Consider the following 19,406-nt stretch of genomic DNA (forward strand, 5'->3'; position numbering starts at 1 on the left):
CGTCTTTCAGAAGGTGTGATCCCCGGCGTTCCGCTTGCTCCGCCGGTGATTCCCCTGCTATCCCTCGGGCATGACCGCGTTTTCCCCGGACGCCACCGACTGGCGCATCCTCGACGTCCTCCAGCGGGAGGGCCGGGCCAGTTTCGCCGAGCTGGCCCGTGCCGTGTCCATGTCCGCGAGCGCGGTGACCGAGCGGGTGCGACGGCTGGAGGAGGCGGGGGTGATCCAGGGGTACGCGGCCGTGGTGGACCCGGACCGGCTGGGACTGCCGATCCTGGCGTTCGTGCGTCTGCGCCATCCCACCGGGAACTACAAGCCGTTCCACGACCTGGTCGACTCCACTCCCGAGATCCTGGAGGCGCACCACGTCACGGGCGACGACTGTTTCGTCATCAAGGTCGCCGCGCGCTCCATGCGCCATCTCGAAGAGGTGTCGGGAAGGATCGGCACGCTGGGTTCGGTCACCACCAGCGTGGTCTACTCGTCCCCGCTGCCCCGGCGCCCGCTCGGCCGCTGACCTCAGCCCCGCCGGCCGCTGACCTCAGCCGGTGCCCCGCTGCCGCAGTGTGGACCCCGAGCGGCCCTTCACCACTTCCAGCTGCGCGTGGATCCGCCGCCGCAGATCCGGGACATGGCTGACGATGCCGACGCTGCGGTCACGTTCGCGCAGGGAGTCGAGCACGTCCAGGACCTCGTCGAGCGTCTGGTCGTCGAGGCTGCCGAAGCCCTCGTCGATGAAGAGCGTGTCGAGCCGCACCCCGCCGGCCTCGTCGGTGACGACGTCCGCGAGGCCGAGCGCGAGGGCGAGCGAGGCGAAGAAGGTCTCGCCGCCGGACAGCGTCGCCGTGTCCCGCTCGCGCCCGGTCCAGGCGTCGACGACGTGCAGCCCGAGCCCGCTGCGGCCCCGGCCGGTGCGGCCGTCGGAGTGGACGAGGGTGTAGCGGCCGGAGGACATGCGCTGCAGCCGGAGGGTCGCTGCCGCGGCCACCTGTTCCAGCCGGGCTGCCAGGACGTACGACTCCAGGCGCATCTTGCGTTCGTTGTCCGCCGAGGTGCCCGCGGCGAGGCCGGCCAGCCGGGCCACGCGGTCGTACTCCGCGCGCAGCGGCGCCAACCGCCGCACACCGGCGAGCGCGCGCGCGGAGAGCCGGTCGAGTTCGGTGCAGCGCCGGTGTGCCGCGTCGCGGGCGGAGGCGGCCTCGCGCAGGCGCCGGGCCGCCGCGGCGGCGGTCCGCTCGGCCGCGGCGAGGTCGGCGGGCGGCTGCTGGGCGGCGGTCGCGGTGTCGGCCTCGGCGAGGACGGAACGTACCGACGCCTCCTCCGACTGCCAGGCGTCCAGGCGGCGTTGCAGCTCGCGGTGGGCCGACTCGTCCAGCAGGGCGGCGGCCGCGGCCTGCGGGGTGTCGAAGCCGGCCCGGAAGGCGGCGTCGGCGAGCCGGGCGTCGGCGTCCTTGAGGCGCTGGGCGGTGTCCTCGGCCACGCGCGCGGAGTCGGCGGCGTCGGTGAGCAGGGCGGCCCGCCGCTCCAGCTGCGCGGCCCGCGCGGCCACGCTGTCGGCGGCGCCGCGCGCCTGGGCGAGTTCGGTGTCCAGGGCGGTCTTCTCGCGGTCCAGCCGCTCGCGACGGCCGACCCGGGCCGCGGCCCGCACGGCCGCCTGCTGCTGGGCGGCGGTCCGCTGCCCGTGCTCCTCCTGCGCCCGCCGCAGCTCCTCGCGCGCCGAGTGCAGCCCGGAGGCGTCGCGGCGCGCTCGCGCGTACAGCCGCTCCAACTCCTCCGCCTCCGAGGCGAGTTGCGCAGTCGGCGTGTCTTTGGCTTCGGCGGTGGCGGCGGCCAGGGCTTCCCGTACGACGCCCAGGCGCCGCTCGTCCTCGGTGCGCTGTTCCTCGGCCCGCTGGTAGGCGGCGAGGGCGCGCTCCTCCGCTTCGCGGTCGACGTGCCCGGCGTCCTTGCGGGCCGGGGCGGGGTGTTCGGTGGCGCCGCAGACGGCGCACGGCTCACCGTCGGTGAGGCTCGCGGCCAGTTCGGCCGCGATGCCGTTCAGACGCTGTTCCTTGAGGTCGAGCCAGTGCGCGCGGGCCTGGACGGCGCGTTCGGCCGAGGCGAGGGCCTGCTGCTGCGCGGCGTCCGTGTCACCCGCGAACTGGTCGCGCTGCCGGGCGGCCTGAAGCCGCCGCTGGGCGGGATCGCGCTGGACGGCGAGTTGTTCGGCCCGGGCGGCGGCCTCCTGCGCGGACTCGATACGGCTCTGGAGACCGGCCCGGGCCGCCTCCCACCCGGCGAGCCAGGCCTCCGCCTCCTGCCGGACGTCCTCGTCGGCCCGCTCCTGACGCTCCAGGTCGCTCCGCTCCGCGACGAGTTCCGCCACCCTCCGCTCCGCGCGACGCGCCGACTCCAGACCGCCCAGCTCCTCGGCGGCCCGGCGCGCGGCGGCGGCGAGTCCGGCGGCACCGGCGTCCGCGAAAGCGATCCGCGACCCGGCACAGGCGTGGGCGTGGGTGTCGGTCCCGTCGTGAGCGTCGTCCTCCGGCCGGGCACTCCCGTGTATGCCGCCCCGGGCGTCCTTCGGCCGTCCCTGTGCCTCACCGTCGTCGCCGAGCGCGTCCCGCAGCAGGGCACGCGCGCGTGCCTCCGCGGCTGCGGCCCGTCGGTGGTCGGCGTCGGCCGCCTCCCGCAGCTCCAGGGCCGGGGCCACCGCCTGGGCCTTGCGGGCCCGCTCCATGCGGGCCTGTGCCTCGCGGTAGGCGTCGACGCGTTCCTCCAGGCGCGCGGCCCGCTCCCGCGCCTCCGTGAACCGCCGCTGGAGGCGCGCCAGTTCGCGCACCTCGGCCAGGTCGCGGTCGGCGGCCGCCTGCGCGGACTCGGCGGACGTGAGACGGCAGTGGGCGATCGTCAGCTGCTCGCGGGCGGTGCTGCGGGCGACGGCCGCCGCGCTCAGGACGGCGTCGGCCAGGCCCGGTTCGCCCGGGGTCAGGTCCGGCAGCTCCATGGCACCGCCGGCCGCCTGCTGCATGCGGTGCGCGTCGGCCAGCAACCCGGCGTCCCCGTCGCGGACCTGGGCCTCGGCCGCCCGCCTGCGCTCGGCGAGCCGCTTCTCCACCTCCGCGAAGCGGTGGGTGTCGAAGAGGCGGCCGAGCAGCCTGCCGCGCGCCTCGGCGTCGGCGCGCAGGAAGCGCGCGAAGTCGCCCTGGGGCAACAGCACGACCTGGCAGAACTGCTCCCGGCTCATGCCGAGCAGCTGGGTGATCTCCTCGCCGATCTCCTGGTGGGAACGGCTGAGGTCCTTCCAGACGCCGCCCGCCGCGTCGTACTCGCGCAGCCAGCTCTGTGCCTTGTCGAGGGTCGTGCCCGAGCCACGCTTCTTGGGGCGCTCCCAGGGCGGCTGCCGGGTGATCTCCAGCCGGCGCCCCGCCACGGTCAGGTCGAGACGGATCTCCGTGCGTATGCCGACGGCGGCGTGGTCGCTGCGCAGGGTCAGCCCCTGGCCGCTCTGCCGGGCGCCGGGCACGGTGCCGTACAGCGCGTAGCACACCGCGTCCAGGACGGACGTCTTCCCCGCGCCCGTCGGCCCGTGCAGCAGGAAGATCCCGGCCGCCGACAGCTCGTCGAAGTCGACGGTCTGGGAACCGCCGAACGGACCGAACGCGGTGATGTCCAGCCGGTGCAGCCTCACCGCGCGACCTCCCGCACGACCGCGTCCGCGCGCACGGTGTCGAACGCGTCCCGCAGCACCGCCTGTTCGCGGGTGTCGGGTGCGGCACCGCGCACATGGGCCACGAAGTCCTCCGCGATCTGCTGGTCGCTGCGGCCGGCGAGCCGTCTGGCATACGACACGGCGGGATCGTCCGGGGCCCGCTCGGGGTCGAAGACGAGGCTGAGCGTGTGCGGGAAGCGCTCGGTGAGCCGGGCCATGGGGTCGGCGGGCCGGACCGGGTCGGTGAGCGTCGCCTCGACCCACGCGTCCTCGTGCCGGGCGAGTGCCGGATCGGCGAGCAGGTCCTCCAGCGTGCCGCGGAGGCGGGCCAGCGGGCGCGGCACCGGACAGTCGACGCGTTCGGCGGTGACCGAGCCGTCGGCGTCCAGGTCGACGAGCCACATGCTCTTGCGGTGGCCGGCCTCGGAGAAGGAGTACGGCAGCGGGGAGCCGGAGTAGCGCACGCGCTCGGTGATGACCTGGCTGCCGTGCAGGTGCCCGAGGGCCGCGTAGTCGACGCCGTCGAAGACCCCGGCGGGTACGGCGGCCACCCCGCCGACGGTGATGTCCCGTTCGCTGTCACTGGCCTCGCCGCCGGTGACGAAGGCGTGCGCGAGGACGACGGACCGTGTCCCCCGCGCGCGGGTGGCCAGGTCGGCGCGGACGCGGTCCATGGCGGCGGCGAGCACGGCCTCGTGCCCCGCCTTCTCCACCGCGAACTCGTCCTTGACCAGGGCGGGTTCGAGATAGGGCAGGCCGTAGAAGGCCACCTCCCCGAAGGCGTCCGCCAGGACCACGGGCGTGCCGCACGCCGAGGGCTCGGTCCGCAGGTGGATGCCCGCGCGGTCGATGAGGCCCGCGCCCACGCCCAGACGGCGGGCCGAGTCGTGGTTCCCGGAGATCATCACCGTGGGTACGCCGAGGCCGGCGAGGCGGTGCAGGGCGTCGTCGAACAGCTCGACCGCGGCGAGCGGCGGCACCGCCCGGTCGTACACGTCACCCGACACGACCACCGCGTCCACACCGCGCTCCCGCACGGTCGCGACGAGGTGACCGATGAACGCGGCCTGGGCGTCGAGCATGTTCACCCGGTGGAACGCCCGGCCGAGATGCCAGTCGGAAGTGTGCAGCAGCCTCATGATCCCCGAGACTAACGGCCGGGTCTGACACCACGGGCGGTTACTCCCGTATCGACCCGTCATGACAGGCTTCACGAAAGCCCGTTATGCCCTATTCACGTAGACCGTCATACGTCCCTGGGTCGTCACACGTCCCCGTAGGCCTCTCCGCCCAGTTCGAACCCGGCGGTCCCGGCGGTCGCGTCCGCGAGCCAGGCGCGGAAGGCGGCCACATCGGTGTCCGGCAGCCCGATCTCGATCGTGACGGCCTCGCCGTAGCGCACGTCCCGTACCTCGCGTCCCGTGGAGCGCAGGTCGTTCTGCACCTTGCCCGCCCGCTGGTGGTCCACCGTCACCGTGGCGAGCCGGAACCGGCGGCGGGTGACCGTGCCGAGGGTGTCGAGCGCCTCGCCGACCGCGCCGCCGTACGCCCTGATGAGTCCGCCCGCGCCGAGCTTGACGCCGCTGTAGTAGCGGGTGACGACGGCGACGACGTACCGCATGTCGCGGCGCAGCAGCATCTGGAGCATGGGGGCGCCGGCGGTGCCGCCGGGTTCGCCGTCGTCGCTCGCCCGCTGGATCGCGGCGTCGGCGCCGATGACGTACGCGAAGCAGTTGTGCGTGGCGTCCGCGTGCTCCTTGCGGACGGCCGCGACGAAGTCCTGGGCCTCCCGCTCGGTGGCCGCCGGGGCGAGGGCGCACAGGAAGCGGGAGCGGTTGACCTCGGTCTCGTGCACTCCCGCGCGGGCGACTGTGCGGTACGCGTCCTGCATCGGGCCAGCCTATGCGCACCGCCGTGCGCTGCCCGCACCGCGCGGAACCCGACCGGGAGCAAGGGCCGCACGCCGGCCGGCTATGGCTTCTTCCCGCCCCGGGCGACGAGCACGTTGGTCAGGAGCGCCGCCCCCGGTACCAGGTCCCGCCAGTCGGTGCCCCGCCAGGCCAGCACGGCGAGGGCCGAGGTCGGGAACTTGCGGCGGACCTCGTCCAGGGTGTCGTCGAGACCGTCCCCGGCCAGGTCGAGGACCAGTTCCTCCAGTCCGGGGTTGTGTCCGACCACCAGCATCGTGTCGGCCTCGGCGGGCACGGCGTGCAGGACGTCCAGCAGTTCCGGTACGTCGGCCCCGTACAGCCGCGGGTCGAGGCGCACCGGCGGCGGCGTGCCCCACTGCGCGGACGCCAGTTCCCAGGTCTGGCGGGCCCGTACGGCGGTGGAGCACAGGGCGAGGTCGGGGAGCAGGCCGACGTCGGCGAGGGCCCGCCCCGCGGCCGGGGCGTCCCGGCGTCCGCGCTGCGCCAGCGGGCGTTCGTGGTCGGTGACGCCGTCGGGCCAGGCGGACTTGGCGTGCCGCAGCACGACCAGGTGCCGCAGCGGGCCCGCTCCCGCCCGGGCGATCACGCCGGGGCCCCCAGGTCGCGGGTGAGTTCGAGACCGAGCAGCCGGTCGGCGTAGGCGTACGTCTCGAAGCGGGCGCCCTCGGGCAGGTCCGAGGTCTCCACCTGTCGCAGCACCCCGAGCACGGCGGGCACGTCCAGGTCGTCCTCCCAGGCGGCACGGAGCTGCGCACGCACCTCCTCGGGAACGGCCCGGGACGGAAGCCGCGCCCAGTCGGCGACGGCGCGCCGCCAGCGTACGAGGGTGTCCCGGGCCGCACTCAGCGCCTCGGCGTCGAGCCGCACGGACGCGCTCCGCGGCCGGGACAGCAGTGCCAGACGCACGACGGCCGGATCGGCGCCTTCGGGCATCCCGACCCCGGTCATCGCGTCGACCCCGGCCGTTCCGTCGACGCCCTCGGCCGTCCCCGCGCCCGCTGTGTCGACGGGGATGGCAGGGGCGACGGAGATACGGACGGCGTCGGGGGTCCGGCGGGCGGCGGCCCCGGCCCGGGCAGTGACGGAGGCCGCCCGGCCGGTCTCGCTCCCGCCCGCGTCCTGTCCCTGGACCATCACGTGAATCACCTGCGCCTCGCCCAGACCTGCCCCGACATCCCCGTCGTCCCCGTCGTCCTCGAAGGGGCGGATGCCGAGGGCCGCGGCGGCCGCCCTCAGCTCCGGCCGCCGCTCGCCGTTCAGCACCGCCCAGACCGGCGTGCCCCCCATCTCCAGGGCACGGATCAGGAGGTCGGCGACCAGCAGGACCCGCAGGGCGGTCGGGTCGCAGCCCGCCGTATGAGCCTCGACCCGGGTCAGGCCGCGGCGGGCGGGAGCGGCGTCGACGGGCTTGCCGGTCCGGGCGTCGTTGATGCGCAGCACGGCCCGAGCGTAGGCGCGCGGACGTCAGCGCGCCACCGTTCACCCGAACAGACGTTCAAGCCACACGGGTCGGAGCGGCCACGGACACGGACACGGCCGGGAATCCGCGGACGCCGTCCGCTGTTCCCCGATACGCCAGCCCATCCGCGAGCCCGAGGAGATCCACGGTGTACGGCGACGAGGCAACGGTCCGCAAGATCCTCACCGAGCTCGGCGACACCTGGGCCGTGGTGGGCCTGTCGTCGAACCGGCGGCGTGCCGCGTACGGCGTCGCCGAGGTGCTCCGGCGTCACGGCAAGCGGGTCGTGCCGGTCCACCCCAAGGCGGAGACCGTGCACGGGGAGCAGGGGTACGCCTCCCTCGCGGACATCCCCTTCGACGTGGACGTCGTCGACGTGTTCGTGAACAGCGACCTCGCCGGGGCGGTCGCCGACGAGGCCGTGGCCAAGGGCGCCGGCGCGGTCTGGTTCCAGCTCGGTGTCGTGGACGAGGCCGCGTTCGCACGCACCCGGGAGGCCGGCCTGGAGATGGTGATGGACCGCTGCCCCGCCATCGAGATCCCCCGCCTGGGCTGAGCGCCCCCGGCGGGCAGCGCGCCGACGTGTCCCTCACGTGTCCCGGCACTCCCCGCCCGCGCGCGGGCGCCGACATAATGTTCGGGTGACCTCCCCCACCCCCGACACCGGAGCGCTCCGAGCCCAGGATGCCCCGCAGCGCTTTCCGGTCGTCGTCGTGGGCGCCGGCCCGGCCGGGCTCACCGTCGGCAACATCCTGCGGGCCGCCTCCGTGGACTGTCTCGTCCTGGAGACCGAGACGCGCGCGTTCATCGAACAGCGGCCCCGGGCGGGTGTCCTGGAGGAGTGGGCGGTGCGCGGGCTCCGGCAACGCGGCCTCGCCGACACCCTGCTGGAGCGGGCGCAACTGCACACCGACTGCGAGTTCCGGTTCGCCGGGGAACGCTTCCGCTTCTCCTACGTCGAGCTGACGGGGCATCACCACTACATCTATCCGCAGCCGTTGCTGGTGACGGACCTGGTGCGCGAGTACGCGGACGTGCGGGGCGGGGACATACGGTTCGGCGTGCGGGACGTCCAGCTGCACGACCTGGACACGGATGAGCCGTCGGTGTCGTACGTCGACCCGCGCACGGGCGGGCGCGAGACCGTCCGGTGCGACTTCGTCGCCGGCTGCGACGGCGCGCGCGGCGTGACGCGGACCGGCTTGCCCGCGTACGCGCGGATCGCCCGGCACGACTACGGCGTCGGCTGGCTGGCGCTGCTGGCCGAGGCACCGCCGTCCAACGACTGCGTCGTGTTCGGCATCCATCCGGACGGTTTCGCCGGGCACATGGCGCGCAGTCCCGAGGTGACCCGCTACTACCTGGAGTGCCCGCCCGGCGACGACCCGGAGAACTGGTCCCACGAACGGGTCTGGTCGGAACTCCGCCAGCGGCTCGCGGCGTCGGACACCGGGCCGCTGACCGAGGGCCGGCTGATCGAGAAGCGCGTCCTCGACATGCACAGCTACGTCGTGGAACCCATGGTGTTCGGCAGGCTCTTCCTCGCCGGGGACGCCGCCCACCTGACCGCGCCGATCGCGGCGAAGGGCATGAACCTCGCCCTGCACGACGCCTTCCTGCTCGGCGACGCGCTCGTGGCATACCTCACGAAGGGCGAGGAGACCGGCCTGGACGGCTATTCGGAGGCGTGCCTGCGGCGGGTGTGGGACTACCAGGAGTTCTCACAGTGGCTGTCCGAGGTGTACCACGGGACCTCGTCGGGCGACGCCTACCGGGCGGGCACCACCTTCGCCCGGCTGCGGCGGCTGTTCACCTCCCCCGTCGCCGCGGCGGCTTTCGCGGAGCAGTACCTCGGGACGGCTCCCGCCTACTGACCGGCGTCCGCCGGCCGCACGGCCCCGCCCGCGGTGTCAGTCGTGCGGCGGCCGGTCGCTGAGCCGGTGGTCGGCCACGCTCAGCGCCTCGTCCACGAGCCGGCGCAGGTGCCCGTCCCGCAGTGCGTAGACGACGCGTCGGCCCTCCTTGCGGGTGCTCACCAGGCCCGCCAGCCGCAGCCGGGCCAGGTGCTGGCTGACGGCGGGCCGCGCCGCCCCGCACGCCTCGGTGAGCGTGGTGACATCGGCCTCGCCCGCCGTCAGGGCGTGCAGCAGCGTGAGCCGGGTGCGGTCGCCGAGCAGGGCCAGCAGCTCGGCGGCGAGCGCGAACTGCTCCTCGCCCGGGGTGTGCGGATGCGCATCCTGCGCAGGTGACAGGTGCATGCGTGCGCTCATACGCACATAATGGCGTCGTGGACATCTCACGTCCACTCCCGCGCGCACCGGAAGGTGATCCACGTGAGCGACCGGCACGACCACGGGCATGGGCACGCACAGGACCACAGGCATGGACACGGGCCTGAGCACGGGCATGGGCACGCACAGGACCACAGGCATGGGAATGGGCATGGGAATGGGCACGGGCGACCCGACCGCCCTCCCCACCCCCACTCCCCCCGCCCTCTGCGTCACCGTCTCGCCCACCTCCTCACCCCCCACTCCCACGAGAGCGCCGACAAGCTCGACTCCGCGCTGGAGTCCTCGGCCCGCGGCATGCGCGCCCTGTGGATCTCGCTGGCGGTCCTCGGGGTGACGGCCCTGGCGCAGGCGGTCGTGGTGGCCGTCTCCGGGTCGGTGGCGCTGCTCGGGGACACGGTGCACAACGCCGCGGACGCGCTGACCGCCGTACCGCTCGGGATCGCCTTCGTGCTGGGCCGGCGGGCCGCGACGCGGCGTTTCACCTACGGCTACGGCCGTGCCGAGGACCTGGCGGGCATCGCGATCGTGCTGACGATCGCCGCGTCCGCGGCCTTCGCGGGCTGGGTGGCGATCGACCGGCTGCTGGATCCGCGCCCGGTCCAGCACGTCCCGGCGGTCGCGGTGGCCGCGCTGGTCGGCTTCGCCGGCAACGAGTGGGTGGCCCGCTACCGGATCCGGGTGGGCCGGGACATCGGCTCGGCCGCCCTGGTCGCCGACGGGTTGCACGCCCGTACGGACGGATTCACCTCACTGGCCGTGCTGTTGGGGGCCGGCGGTTCGGCTCTGGGCTGGCAGCTGGCCGACCCGGTCGTGGGGTTGGCGATCACCGCGGCGATCACGCTGGTGCTGCGGGACGCGGCGCGCGAGGTGTTCCGGCGGGTGATGGACGCCGTCGACCCGGCCCTGGTGGACCGGGCCGAGGCGGCTCTGCGCGAGGTCGAAGGGGTGCGCGGGGTGGGCGAGTTGCGGCTGCGCTGGATCGGGCACCGGCTGCGCGCGGAGGTGGCCGTCGTGGTGGACGGCGAGGCGACGGTACGTCAGGCGCACGCGGTGGCCGTCGACGCGGAGCACGCCCTGCTGCACGCGGTGCCCCGGCTCACCGCGGCCCTGGTGCACGCCGACCCGGCGCCGGTGCCGGGCGGGACCGACCCCCACTTGCTCCTGGCCCACCACAGCCCGGCCTGACCCCCGGACCCGGTTCGACGCCGAGTCGCCCGGCAGACCCGATCCGGCCCACGGCTCAGGCGACTCCCAGCCCCTCCAGCACCACCGCGCCCGGCAGCTCCGTGAACGCCTTTCCGGGCACCAGGAGCTTGCCGCGCCGGCGGCCGCTGCCCACCAGGACGTAGGGCAGGTCGATGACGGCCGAGTCGACCAGGACCGGCCAGTCGCGCGGGAGTCCGAGCGGGGTGATGCCGCCGTACTCCATGCCGGTCTCCCCCGTCGCCGTGTCCGTCGAGGCGAACGAGGCTTTCCGGGCGCCGAGTTGGCGGCGGACGACCCCGTTGACGTCGACCCGGGCGGTGGACAGCACCACACACGCGGCGAGGGTGATCTCACCGCCCCGCTTGCCGGCCACGACCACGCAGTTCGCCGACTGCTCCAGCAGTTCCCTGCCGTAGTGCTCCACGAAGACGGCGGTGTCGGCCCACTGCGGGTCGGTGTCGACGTAGACGATCTGCTCGGCGGGGACGCTGCCGCTCCAGTGGCGTACGGCGTCGGCGACCGGGCGGGTCAGTTCGCCGAGGCAGTCGGGGGCGGGCGTGGCGTGATCGAAGTGTCCGATGGGTGCGTCCATGACGGCACGCTAACAGGACGGAACGGGCGGCCTCAGCGCACGCCAGGGACCGAGACCGTCAGCATCATCTCCATCGGGGCATCGCCCTGATTGGCGTACGTGTGCGCGGCGTCGGCCTCGAAGGTGACGCTGGATCCGGCCGGGACGCGGTACTCCACGCCCTCGACGGTGAGGGTCAGTTCGCCCTCCGTGACGTGGGCGATCTCGACCGTGCCGGCGGGGTGGGGGTCGGATCCGCTGCTGTCGCCCGGCATCAGCCGCCAGTCCCACATCTCCAGCGGGCCGGGGGCCTCCGCGCCCGCGAGGAGCCGGCTGTAACTGCCCGCGTCGGTGTGCCACAGCCGCACCACCTGCTCGGGCGGGACGATCCGCACCTTCGGCCCCTGCTCGTAGTCGAGCAGGGTGGTGATGCTGATCCCGAGCGCGTCACCGATCTTGACGACCGTGCCGAGGCTGGGGTTGGTGCGGGCCTGCTCGATCTGGATGAGCATGCCGCGGCTGACTCCGGCGCGGGCGGCGAGCGCGTCCAGGGTGAAACCCCGCTCGGCGCGCCAGCGCTTGACGTTGCGCGCCAGGGACTGGGTCAGCAGGTCGAGGTCCGACACATTCCGTCCAAGGTTCTCAGGGCCCACATCAGGCGTCCAATATTCTGGATGACAGAGTTCACTCCGCTGCACTACGGTGTGGTGCACCCGATCGTTCACCGAACTGTACTGCGAGGCGGCCGTGACAGCATTCTTCGCCCTGGCCACCAGCCTGCTGTGGGGGCTGGCCGACTTCGGCGGCGGTCTGCTGACCCGGCGTACCCCGGCACTGACCGTGGTCGTGGTCTCGCAGACCGTCGCGGCGGCCGTGCTCGGCGTGATCGTGCTGGCCACGGGAGGCTGGAACGAGGCCGGTCCGCGCCTGTGGTTCGCGTGCGCGGCGGGCCTGGTGGGGCCGGTCGCCCTGTTCTGCTTCTACAAGGCGCTCGCGCTCGGCCCGATGGGCGTGGTCTCCCCGCTCGCCACCCTGAGCGTGGCCGTCCCCGTGAGCGTGGGTCTCTTCTTCGGCGAGCGGCCCGGTCCGGTGCAGGTCGCGGGGATCGCGGTCGCCGTCACCGGCGTCGTCCTGGCGGGCGGACCCCAGCTGCGCGGCGCGCCGGTGCAGCGCCAGGCCGTCCTCCTCACCCTGATCGCGGCCCTCGGCTTCGGCACGGTGTTCGCGCTGATCGCCGAGGCGTCGACGACGCTCACCGGCCTGTTCCTCGCGCTCTTCGTGCAGCGCGTGGTCAACGTGGCGGTGGGCGGCGCCGGTCTGTACCTCTCGGTGCGGCGCGGCGGGGCGGCCCTTCCGGCGGGCGGCTTCCCCTGGGCCTCGCTGCCGGCGCTCGGTTTCGTCGGCCTCGCGGACGTCGCGGCGAACGGCACGTACTCGATCACCGCCCAGCACGGCCCGGTCACCGTGGCCGCCGTCCTGGCCTCGCTGTACCCGGTGGTGACGGCCCTGGCCGCCCGGGGCTTCCTCAGCGAACGCCTGCGGGCGATCCAGGCGGCGGGAGCGGGACTCGCCCTCGCCGGCACGCTGTTGCTGGCCGCGGGCTAGGTGTATTGACCCGTGAGGTTGGGGACGCGGCTGGCGGGTGGTGCGGTGCATCGCAAGGCGGAGGGTCGTCCGCGTACCGGGTGTACGTGGACGATCCCGACAACGCGGCGAGGTGCCGCGCCAGGCGTCGCGAGCCAGACGGGACTTTCGAAACACGCCCTGGACGCGCCTAGGCGTCGGCGTCCAGTTCGGCGAGCCGGGCCACGTCCTCCTCGGTCAGGTCGGCCAGCGCCAGCAGCTGTTGCGGGGTGACGCCCGCGGGGATCGGCACCGGGGCCGGGGTCCTCAGCGGCGGCTGCCAGCCGTCGGCGGACGTCCAGCGCCGTACGACCCGTGCGGGCGCGCCCGCCACCACGGCGTGGTCGGGCACCGGACCGCGCACCACGGCACCGGCCGCCACGACGACGTTCCGTCCGATCCGCGCCCCCGGCAGGATCACCGCACCGGTCCCGATCCAGCAGCCCGCCCCGATCTCGACCGGCTCCATCCGCGGCCACTGCTTGCCGATGGGCTCGTGCGGATCGTCGTACGAGTGATTCGTGGACGTGACGTAGACGTACGGCCCGAAGTAGCAGTCGCTGCCGATGGTGACCGTGGTGTCCGCGATGACGTGACTGCCGCGGCCCAGGACGACTCCGTCCCCGATGCGCAGGATGGGGTCCGGGCCGAGGTCGAGGCCGGGCATCAGACCAGCGGTCAGCGTGACCTGTTCGCCGACGATGCAGTGGGCGCCCAGATGGATCCAGGGCTCGCCGAAGACCGTGCCGAGCGGGAAGGCGAGCCGGGTGTCCGGGCCCATGGCTCCGAAGCGGAAGCGGCCCGGGTGGTCGGCGGTGACGGAGCCGGTGCGCTGCACCCAGGCCCAGCCCGCGTGCACGGCCCGCTGCACTGCGCGGCGCCGCCATGACGAGAACGTGTTCTTGCGCTTGGGCACCCGCTCACCGTACTCAGCGTGACGTGAACCCATGAGTTAGGGGAGCTGTGATCTTCGCCCCACCGGTGGCGTACGGTGCGCGGGTGTCGACAAGCGAGGAGAGGGCGAGGAGAGGGCGATGACGCACAAGGCGTTGATCACGGGCATCGGCGGCAAGGAACCGAAGATCCACGAAGAGGCGTTCGTGGCGCCCACGTGCTCCGTGATCGGGGACGTGACGCTGGAGGCGGGCGCGAGCCTCTGGTACGGCGCGGTGGCGCGCGGCGACGTCGAGCGGATCTCGGTCGGGGCGCGGAGCAACATCCAGGACAACTGCACGCTGCACGCCGACCCGGGCTTCCCCGTCACCATCGGCGAGCGGGTCTCCGTCGGCCACAACGCCGTCGTCCACGGGGCGACGGTCGGGGACGACTGTCTGATCGGGATGGGCGCGACCGTGCTGAACGGGGCGGTGATCGGGGCGGGTTCACTGGTCGCCGCGCAGGCGTTGGTGCCGCAGGGGATGCGGGTGCCGCCGGGCTCACTCGTCGCGGGCGTCCCGGCGAAGGTGAAGCGGGAGCTGACGGAGGAGGAGCGTCAGGGGGTCACGCTGAACGGAACGCTGTACGCGGACCTGGCGAAGGCACACAGCGACGTGCACGAAGGCTGAGCGCCAAGCGGCATGCACGAAGGCTGAGCGCCAAGCGACGTGCACGAAGGCTGAGTGCCAAGGGACGTGCACGAGGGCTGAGTGCCGGAAGGACCGCTCTCGTCCCGGAAGCCGGGTCTCAGTCGGCGGCCGGGACGGGTTCCGGCTCGGGTCCGGCCGCCTGCCGCTCGGCCGTCGCCTGCTTCGCCTTGCGCCTGAGCACCAGCATCGACGTGAGCCCCACCAGCACCGCCGCCACGAGTCCCAGCCACGAGAACCGCTTCAGCCACGACTCCGCGACGATCCCGACGTAGTAGATGACCGCGGTCGTGCCGCCCGCCCACAGGATGCCGCCGAACACGTTGGCGATCAGGAACTTCCAGTACGGCATCCGCAGGACGCCCGCCAGCGGCCCCGCGAAGATCCGCAGCAGGGCGACGAAGCGGCCGAAGAAGACGGCCCACATGCCCCACTTCTCGAAGGACCGCTCGGCCGTGGCGATGTGCCCCTCGCTGAAGTGTCTGGGGAACTTCTTGCCGAGCCAGGCCAGCAGGGGGCGTCCGCCCTTGCGGCCGATGGCGTAGCCGATGGAGTCGCCGACGATCGCGCCGACGCTGGCACAGACGCCGAGGATCAGCGGGTCGATGCCCGCGTGCTGCGAGGACAGCAGTGCCGCGGAGACCAGGATGATCTCGCCGGGCAGCGGAATGCCCAGGCTCTCCAGGCCGATGACGATCCCCACGAGGGCGTAGACGGCTGCCGCGGGCACCGTGTCGAGCCAGTCCTGGACGTGCAACGCCGGTCCTTCCCATCGCTTGCCTGCATTCCCGGCGTGCGTCCGGCAGGGACGCACGCCGGGAAGCCTACCGGGTCACCGGGAGCCTCCGGCGTCCCACCGGTCACGGCGGCCGCCCGCCTCAGCCGCACCCGTGAGCGCCCGTGAGCGCCCGTGCGCGGCCGTGCGCGCCGGTCGGCAGCCCCGAATCCCCACGAGCCTCAGGCCCCAGAGGGGAGTGGGTCACCCGGCGTGGGAGTGCCCCCGGGTGACTAGCGGAGCACGGAGGCGAGGCCGGTGGTGACCGTGCCGACGGTCGACGCCGCGGCGCCCGCTGCCTCGTCCACGACGGTGGCCGCCTCGTCGGCCGGAGCCGCCGGCTCTGGTGCGGCGCAGCAGTCGTCGACCTGGGCGGCCCGCGTCTCGAACTGCTCCGGCGGCGCCTGCGGTTCGGCCGGCGCAGGCCGCAGGACGTCGGGCGCCCCGGGAACTCCGGGGCCGGAGGGCTCGCGCAGGGTGTCCTCCTCGGGCGACGACGGGGCGGGCCTGGGTGCGTCGGACGGCGTGGACGGGTCGCCGTCCTGCGCGCCGCCGCCGGGCAGCCCGTCGCTCCGCGGGGACCCGGACCGGCCGCCCGGGGACTCCAGCACCCACCGCTGTCCGGCTGTTCCGTCGCGTTCGGCGACGATCACGGACCGGCCCGGTCCGGGGGCGACGAGCAGCCCGGCACCGCGGCGCAGCAGCAGTTCGCCCCGCACGGTGAGGTCGTAGCGCACCTCGCCGGCGTGCACGATGCAGTCGGCCAGGACGACGATGCCCTCGTCGGCGTCGGCATCGAGGCAGAGGGTGGGGTCGGCGGCGGACCGCAGCAGCCCGTCGTCCTGGTACGACCACTGCTGGGAGCCGGCCGACGAGCACGCCGCCAGGACGGCCCCGGTGCCGTCGCCGGTCCGGCCGTCCCGCAGGTCGAGGCAGAGTCCGGCGACCGGGTTGCGGAGCCTGCCGTGTCCGACCTCGGCGGGGTGTCCGACGGAGGCGGCGGACGGGGATCCGGCGCCGGGCGAGTCGCCCGTGGCCCCCGGGGAGACGGAGTGGCCGCTCACCGCTCCCCAGGTGGCGCCGGGCGCGGGGACGCCGCCCTCGTCGGACCAGCTCCTGGCGACGAGGACCGTGGCCAGCAGGGCGAGGGAGGTGAGGCCCGCGCCCACGAGCACGGCCCTGGTGCGCCTGCGGGCCGGGGCGAGCGGGGCCGCCGAGGCGGGGCGATGGCGCCCGCCGGTCCTCGGCCGTGCGGTCAGGCCGGCGATCGAGCGTGCGGGACGCGCCGTGCCGGCCCCGTCCCGGCCGGGCCGTGAGTCGAGATAGCGGCGGGCGCCCCAGCCGAGCACGGTCTCGGCGAGCAGTACGTCCAAACCGCCCTCGAAATGGCTGAGTTGCTCGGCGGCGTGCCGGCAGTAACGGCACTCCGTCAGATGCCGCTGGACATCGGGCAGCAGGGTTCCGCCCCGGCGAATGGGGACATCGAGGAGACGGTTGTAGAAGCGGCATTCCCGGGTCGGCGCGAGTTCCCGGTGGGCCCGCGCGCACCCCGCCCGGAATTGTTCGCGCGCCTGCTCCAGCGCGGCCGACGCCCTGGCCGCGTCCACCCCGAGCAGACCGGCCGGTACGGATATGGGTTCGGCTTCGACCTCCGTGTGCCACAGCAGGCATTGGGAAGCTCCCGGAAGAGCGCCGAATGCGCGCTCGGCGAGCTTGCGCCTTTCGGGGGTGACCGACCTCGCCGCGCGCAGCCCACGGCCGCCGGTCGTTTTGCGGAGTTCCGGCATGGCGGCGGAAATCCGGTCGTCCGCGGCCCACTCCTTCACCGTCTCCCGCACCGCCCCGAGCAGGTGGGGCCGTACGGCGCCTGAGCCCGCTTGGCCGAGCACCCGGTGGAACGCGGCGGCGGTCACCGTGGACGCCGAATCCGCCGACGCGGCCAGGCAGATCACCGCGTAGTCGTGGGCCGCCCGCCAGTGCCGGGCCATCAGCAGCGCGACGGCGTGGGCGTCCGGGGTGCTTGCGCCCAGCCGGGCGACGAGTTCGCGGTCGGACTGTGCGGGACTCGCTCCGGGACGGGGCGGATACGGGGGACGGGGTGGGTACGGGGATTGCACTGGACCATTTCCTTCCAGGCCGCAGGACGGCATGGGGGTGCGCGTCCGTAGGAAAGCAGGTGCCTGATTGGTGCATACCTGTGCCGCGTGGAGTGCGGGTCGGTTATGGAGCGGGGAGCGGTCGGCTGCGGGGCCGCTCACTTTCGCACAATTGACACACTGGAAACAAGAAGTTCGAGTGACCGATGTTCAAAACGGGGGCGCTTCAAAAAAGTTACCGGCGGTATCCGTACCCGCTTTCGAAAAACTCCGGAGCGAGCAGGTCAACTTGTGTGCGGCCCAGTCCCGTTGGCACACGAAATCTCCCACTTCCGGGCCGCCCCACAGCACAGTCAAAGCCTTCTCCGGGGGCGTTCTCATCCCCGTACCCCAGCATGAGCCGCATGACCGTCCCCCACACCACGCCCACCCCCGCCTCCGCCTCCGCCCGCACGGTGCGCAAGGCGGTCGTCCCGGCCGCGGGTCTCGGCACCCGCTTCCTCCCCGCGACGAAGGCGACGCCGAAGGAGATGCTGCCGGTCGTCGACAAGCCGGCCATCCAGTACGTCGTCGAGGAGGCCGCCGCGGCCGGGCTCGACGACGTCCTGATGGTCACCGGCCGGCACAAGCGGGCCATCGAGGACCACTTCGACCACGCCTTCGAGCTGGAGCAGGCGCTCGCCGCCAAGGGCGACGCGGTACGGCTGGACGCCGTGCGCGACCCGGCCCGCCTGGCCGACATCCACCACATCCGCCAGGGTGAGCCGCTGGGCCTCGGACACGCGGTGCTCTGCGCCCGCCGCCACGTGGGCGACCAGCCGTTCGCGGTCCTGCTCGGCGACGACCTGATCGACCCGAGCGAGACCCTGCTCAGCCGGATGCTCGACGTCCGCGACCAGCACGCCGGCAGCGTGGTCGCCCTCATGGAGGTGCCCCGCGAACAGATCCACCTCTACGGCTGCGCGGCCGTGGAACGGACCGGGGAGGACGACGTCGTCCGCGTGACCGGCCTCGTCGAGAAGCCGTCGCCCGAGGCCGCGCCGAGCGCGTACGCCGTGATCGGCCGGTACGTCCTCGACCCCGCGGTCTTCGACGCCCTGGAGCGCACCCCGCCCGGCCGCGGCGGCGAGATCCAGCTGACCGACGCGCTGCAGCAACTCGCCGCGGGCGGCACGGTCCACGGGGTCCTCTTCGACGGACTGCGCTACGACACCGGCGACAAGGCGGACTATCTGCGCACGGTGGTCCGGCTGGCGTGCGACCGCCCGGACCTCGGTCCCGCGTTCGTGGCCTGGCTCAAGGAGTTCGTCACCGGCCTGGAACGTGACGGAACCGCCGGCCACCGCCGGCTCGCCGCCTGACGCGACGGCACAGGCCCCGGCCGGGGGACGAACCGGCCGGGGCCCGAAGGCCGGGTGAGGCATCGCCGACCGCCGGCGCCACACCCAGGGACCTCCGCGGCCTCCGCCCCGGCACGGCGCGGGGCTACGAGTCGGCGTACGGCCCGGTCGCCACGGCCCGGTCACCACGACTCGGTCGCCACGGCCCGGTCACCACAACCCGGTCACCACGGCCTGATCGCCACGGCCTGATCGCCACGGCCCAGTCACTACGACCCGGTCACCACAACCCGGTCACCACGGCCTGGCGCGACGGCCCGACCGGCATACGACCCGTTCGCGTACGGCCCGACCGGCGTCCGTCCGGCTGCCGCTCAGCCGTTGGGCCGGAGGGTCCACACGACGGTCATCTCCCCGGTGACCGCGCCGTCCTCCCGCTGAATGGCCACGGCCACCGGGAACTCCGGCCGCTTGCCCTCGTCGAGCTCGGCGACGACCTCGGCGGCGGGGCGCCCGAGCGTCGCGGTGGCCGTGACCGGCCCCAGAGCGATCTTCTTGAACGCGATCTCGGCGGTCACCGGAAGCGGTACGGCCCGCGAGAGCTGGTCCCCGAAGGCCGCCAGCACGATCGCCCCACTGGCCGACTCCCCCAGCGTGAACATCGCCCCGGCGTGCGGCCCGCCCACGTGGTTGCGGTACTCGCCCTGGTCCGGAAGGGCCAGCACGGCCTTCTCCGGAGTGGTCTCCAGGTACTCCAGGTTCAGGGTCCGAACCATCGGCACCGTGGCGGCGAGCAACTCGCCGATCGACATCTGGTCTGCGCTCATGAAGGCAGGT

The 19,406-nt window shown here is 73.8% G+C and carries 19 protein-coding genes; 7 read left to right on the forward strand and 12 right to left on the reverse strand.

What is annotated here, in order from left to right; all coding sequences use genetic code 11:
• Window positions 1-70 precede the first annotated feature (70 nt).
• Complete coding sequence (locus ACWD0J_RS24275) at window positions 71-517, forward strand: Lrp/AsnC family transcriptional regulator (protein WP_451497923.1); 447 nt, start codon at window positions 71-73, stop codon at window positions 515-517.
• 24 nt (window positions 518-541) lie between these two features.
• Here the strand turns inward: ACWD0J_RS24275 and ACWD0J_RS24280 are convergent, their stop codons facing one another.
• The 5 genes from ACWD0J_RS24280 to ACWD0J_RS24300 all read right to left on the reverse strand — a co-directional run bounded on the left by ACWD0J_RS24280 (window position 542) and on the right by ACWD0J_RS24300 (window position 7,062).
• Complete coding sequence (locus ACWD0J_RS24280) at window positions 542-3,670, reverse strand: AAA family ATPase (RefSeq protein WP_451497924.1); 3,129 nt, start codon at window positions 3,668-3,670, stop codon at window positions 542-544.
• Window positions 3,667-4,830: an exonuclease SbcCD subunit D gene (locus ACWD0J_RS24285; protein ID WP_451497925.1), complete on the reverse strand. Its 1,164-nt coding sequence runs from the start codon at window positions 4,828-4,830 to the stop codon at window positions 3,667-3,669. Before ACWD0J_RS24285 ends, ACWD0J_RS24280 begins: the two co-directional genes overlap by 4 nt.
• A 125-nt stretch (window positions 4,831-4,955) precedes the next feature.
• A complete protein-coding gene (locus ACWD0J_RS24290; protein ID WP_451497926.1) occupies window positions 4,956-5,582 on the reverse strand; it encodes a YigZ family protein in 627 nt (208 codons plus the stop codon).
• Between the two features lie 80 nt (window positions 5,583-5,662).
• A complete protein-coding gene (locus ACWD0J_RS24295) occupies window positions 5,663-6,208 on the reverse strand; it encodes a SixA phosphatase family protein (RefSeq protein ID WP_451497927.1) in 546 nt (181 codons plus the stop codon).
• Window positions 6,205-7,062 (reverse strand): hypothetical protein, encoded by an 858-nt coding sequence (locus ACWD0J_RS24300; RefSeq protein WP_451497928.1) that lies wholly within the window; start codon window positions 7,060-7,062, stop codon window positions 6,205-6,207. The genes ACWD0J_RS24295 and ACWD0J_RS24300 overlap by 4 nt, the downstream gene beginning before the upstream one ends.
• Before the next feature lie 167 nt (window positions 7,063-7,229).
• On the opposite strand from ACWD0J_RS24300, the gene ACWD0J_RS24305 reads away from it, so the two are divergent.
• Window positions 7,230-7,637, forward strand: coding sequence for a CoA-binding protein (locus ACWD0J_RS24305; RefSeq protein ID WP_451497929.1), 408 nt, complete (start codon window positions 7,230-7,232; stop codon window positions 7,635-7,637).
• Between the two features lie 85 nt (window positions 7,638-7,722).
• The gene (locus ACWD0J_RS24310) at window positions 7,723-8,955 is read left to right on the forward strand and encodes a 4-hydroxybenzoate 3-monooxygenase (RefSeq protein WP_451497930.1); all 1,233 of its coding nucleotides are present in this window, start codon (window positions 7,723-7,725) and stop codon (window positions 8,953-8,955) included.
• 36 nt (window positions 8,956-8,991) lie between these two features.
• Here the strand turns inward: ACWD0J_RS24310 and ACWD0J_RS24315 are convergent, their stop codons facing one another.
• Entirely contained in the window at window positions 8,992-9,351 is a 360-nt protein-coding gene (locus tag ACWD0J_RS24315; protein ID WP_451497931.1) for an ArsR/SmtB family transcription factor, read from the reverse strand.
• Between the two features lie 63 nt (window positions 9,352-9,414).
• Here ACWD0J_RS24315 and ACWD0J_RS24320 point away from each other — a divergent pair, with 63 nt between their 5' ends.
• A complete protein-coding gene (locus tag ACWD0J_RS24320) occupies window positions 9,415-10,560 on the forward strand; it encodes a cation diffusion facilitator family transporter (RefSeq protein ID WP_451497932.1) in 1,146 nt (381 codons plus the stop codon).
• Window positions 10,561-10,615: 55 nt separating this feature from the next.
• On the opposite strand, the gene ACWD0J_RS24325 is transcribed toward ACWD0J_RS24320, so the two are convergent.
• Both ACWD0J_RS24325 and ACWD0J_RS24330 read right to left on the reverse strand, forming a co-directional pair.
• Window positions 10,616-11,173 carry a YbaK/EbsC family protein gene (locus tag ACWD0J_RS24325; protein WP_451497933.1) on the reverse strand — a complete coding sequence of 186 codons (558 nt, stop codon included), beginning with the start codon at window positions 11,171-11,173 and terminating at the stop codon, window positions 10,616-10,618.
• Between the two features lie 32 nt (window positions 11,174-11,205).
• On the reverse strand, window positions 11,206-11,778 hold the full coding sequence (locus ACWD0J_RS24330) for a helix-turn-helix domain-containing protein (protein ID WP_451497934.1): 573 nt from the start codon (window positions 11,776-11,778) through the stop codon (window positions 11,206-11,208).
• Window positions 11,779-11,899: 121 nt separating this feature from the next.
• Between ACWD0J_RS24330 and ACWD0J_RS24335 the strand changes: the two genes are divergently transcribed.
• Window positions 11,900-12,757, forward strand: a complete 858-nt coding sequence (locus ACWD0J_RS24335; protein ID WP_451497935.1) for an EamA family transporter — start codon at window positions 11,900-11,902, stop codon at window positions 12,755-12,757.
• Between the two features lie 169 nt (window positions 12,758-12,926).
• Here ACWD0J_RS24335 and ACWD0J_RS24340 read toward each other — a convergent pair whose 3' ends face one another.
• Entirely contained in the window at window positions 12,927-13,691 is a 765-nt protein-coding gene (locus ACWD0J_RS24340) for an acyltransferase (RefSeq protein WP_451497936.1), read from the reverse strand.
• Window positions 13,692-13,809: 118 nt separating this feature from the next.
• Between ACWD0J_RS24340 and ACWD0J_RS24345 the strand changes: the two genes are divergently transcribed.
• Window positions 13,810-14,340, forward strand: a complete 531-nt coding sequence (locus ACWD0J_RS24345; RefSeq protein WP_451497937.1) for a gamma carbonic anhydrase family protein — start codon at window positions 13,810-13,812, stop codon at window positions 14,338-14,340.
• A 118-nt stretch (window positions 14,341-14,458) separates the two neighbouring features.
• On the opposite strand, the gene ACWD0J_RS24350 is transcribed toward ACWD0J_RS24345, so the two are convergent.
• Complete coding sequence (locus ACWD0J_RS24350) at window positions 14,459-15,115, reverse strand: DedA family protein (RefSeq protein WP_451497938.1); 657 nt, start codon at window positions 15,113-15,115, stop codon at window positions 14,459-14,461.
• 251 nt (window positions 15,116-15,366) lie between these two features.
• A complete protein-coding gene (locus ACWD0J_RS24355) occupies window positions 15,367-17,250 on the reverse strand; it encodes an RICIN domain-containing protein (protein ID WP_451497939.1) in 1,884 nt (627 codons plus the stop codon).
• Between the two features lie 383 nt (window positions 17,251-17,633).
• Here ACWD0J_RS24355 and galU point away from each other — a divergent pair, with 383 nt between their 5' ends.
• Window positions 17,634-18,590, forward strand: coding sequence for a UTP--glucose-1-phosphate uridylyltransferase GalU (gene galU / locus ACWD0J_RS24360; protein WP_451497940.1), 957 nt, complete (start codon window positions 17,634-17,636; stop codon window positions 18,588-18,590).
• 353 nt (window positions 18,591-18,943) lie between these two features.
• Here galU and ACWD0J_RS24365 read toward each other — a convergent pair whose 3' ends face one another.
• On the reverse strand, window positions 18,944-19,381 hold the full coding sequence (locus ACWD0J_RS24365) for a DUF4442 domain-containing protein (RefSeq protein WP_451497964.1): 438 nt from the start codon (window positions 19,379-19,381) through the stop codon (window positions 18,944-18,946).
• Between the last annotated feature and the right edge of the window lie 25 nt (window positions 19,382-19,406).

The organism is Streptomyces sp. NPDC003011, assembly GCF_053591515.1.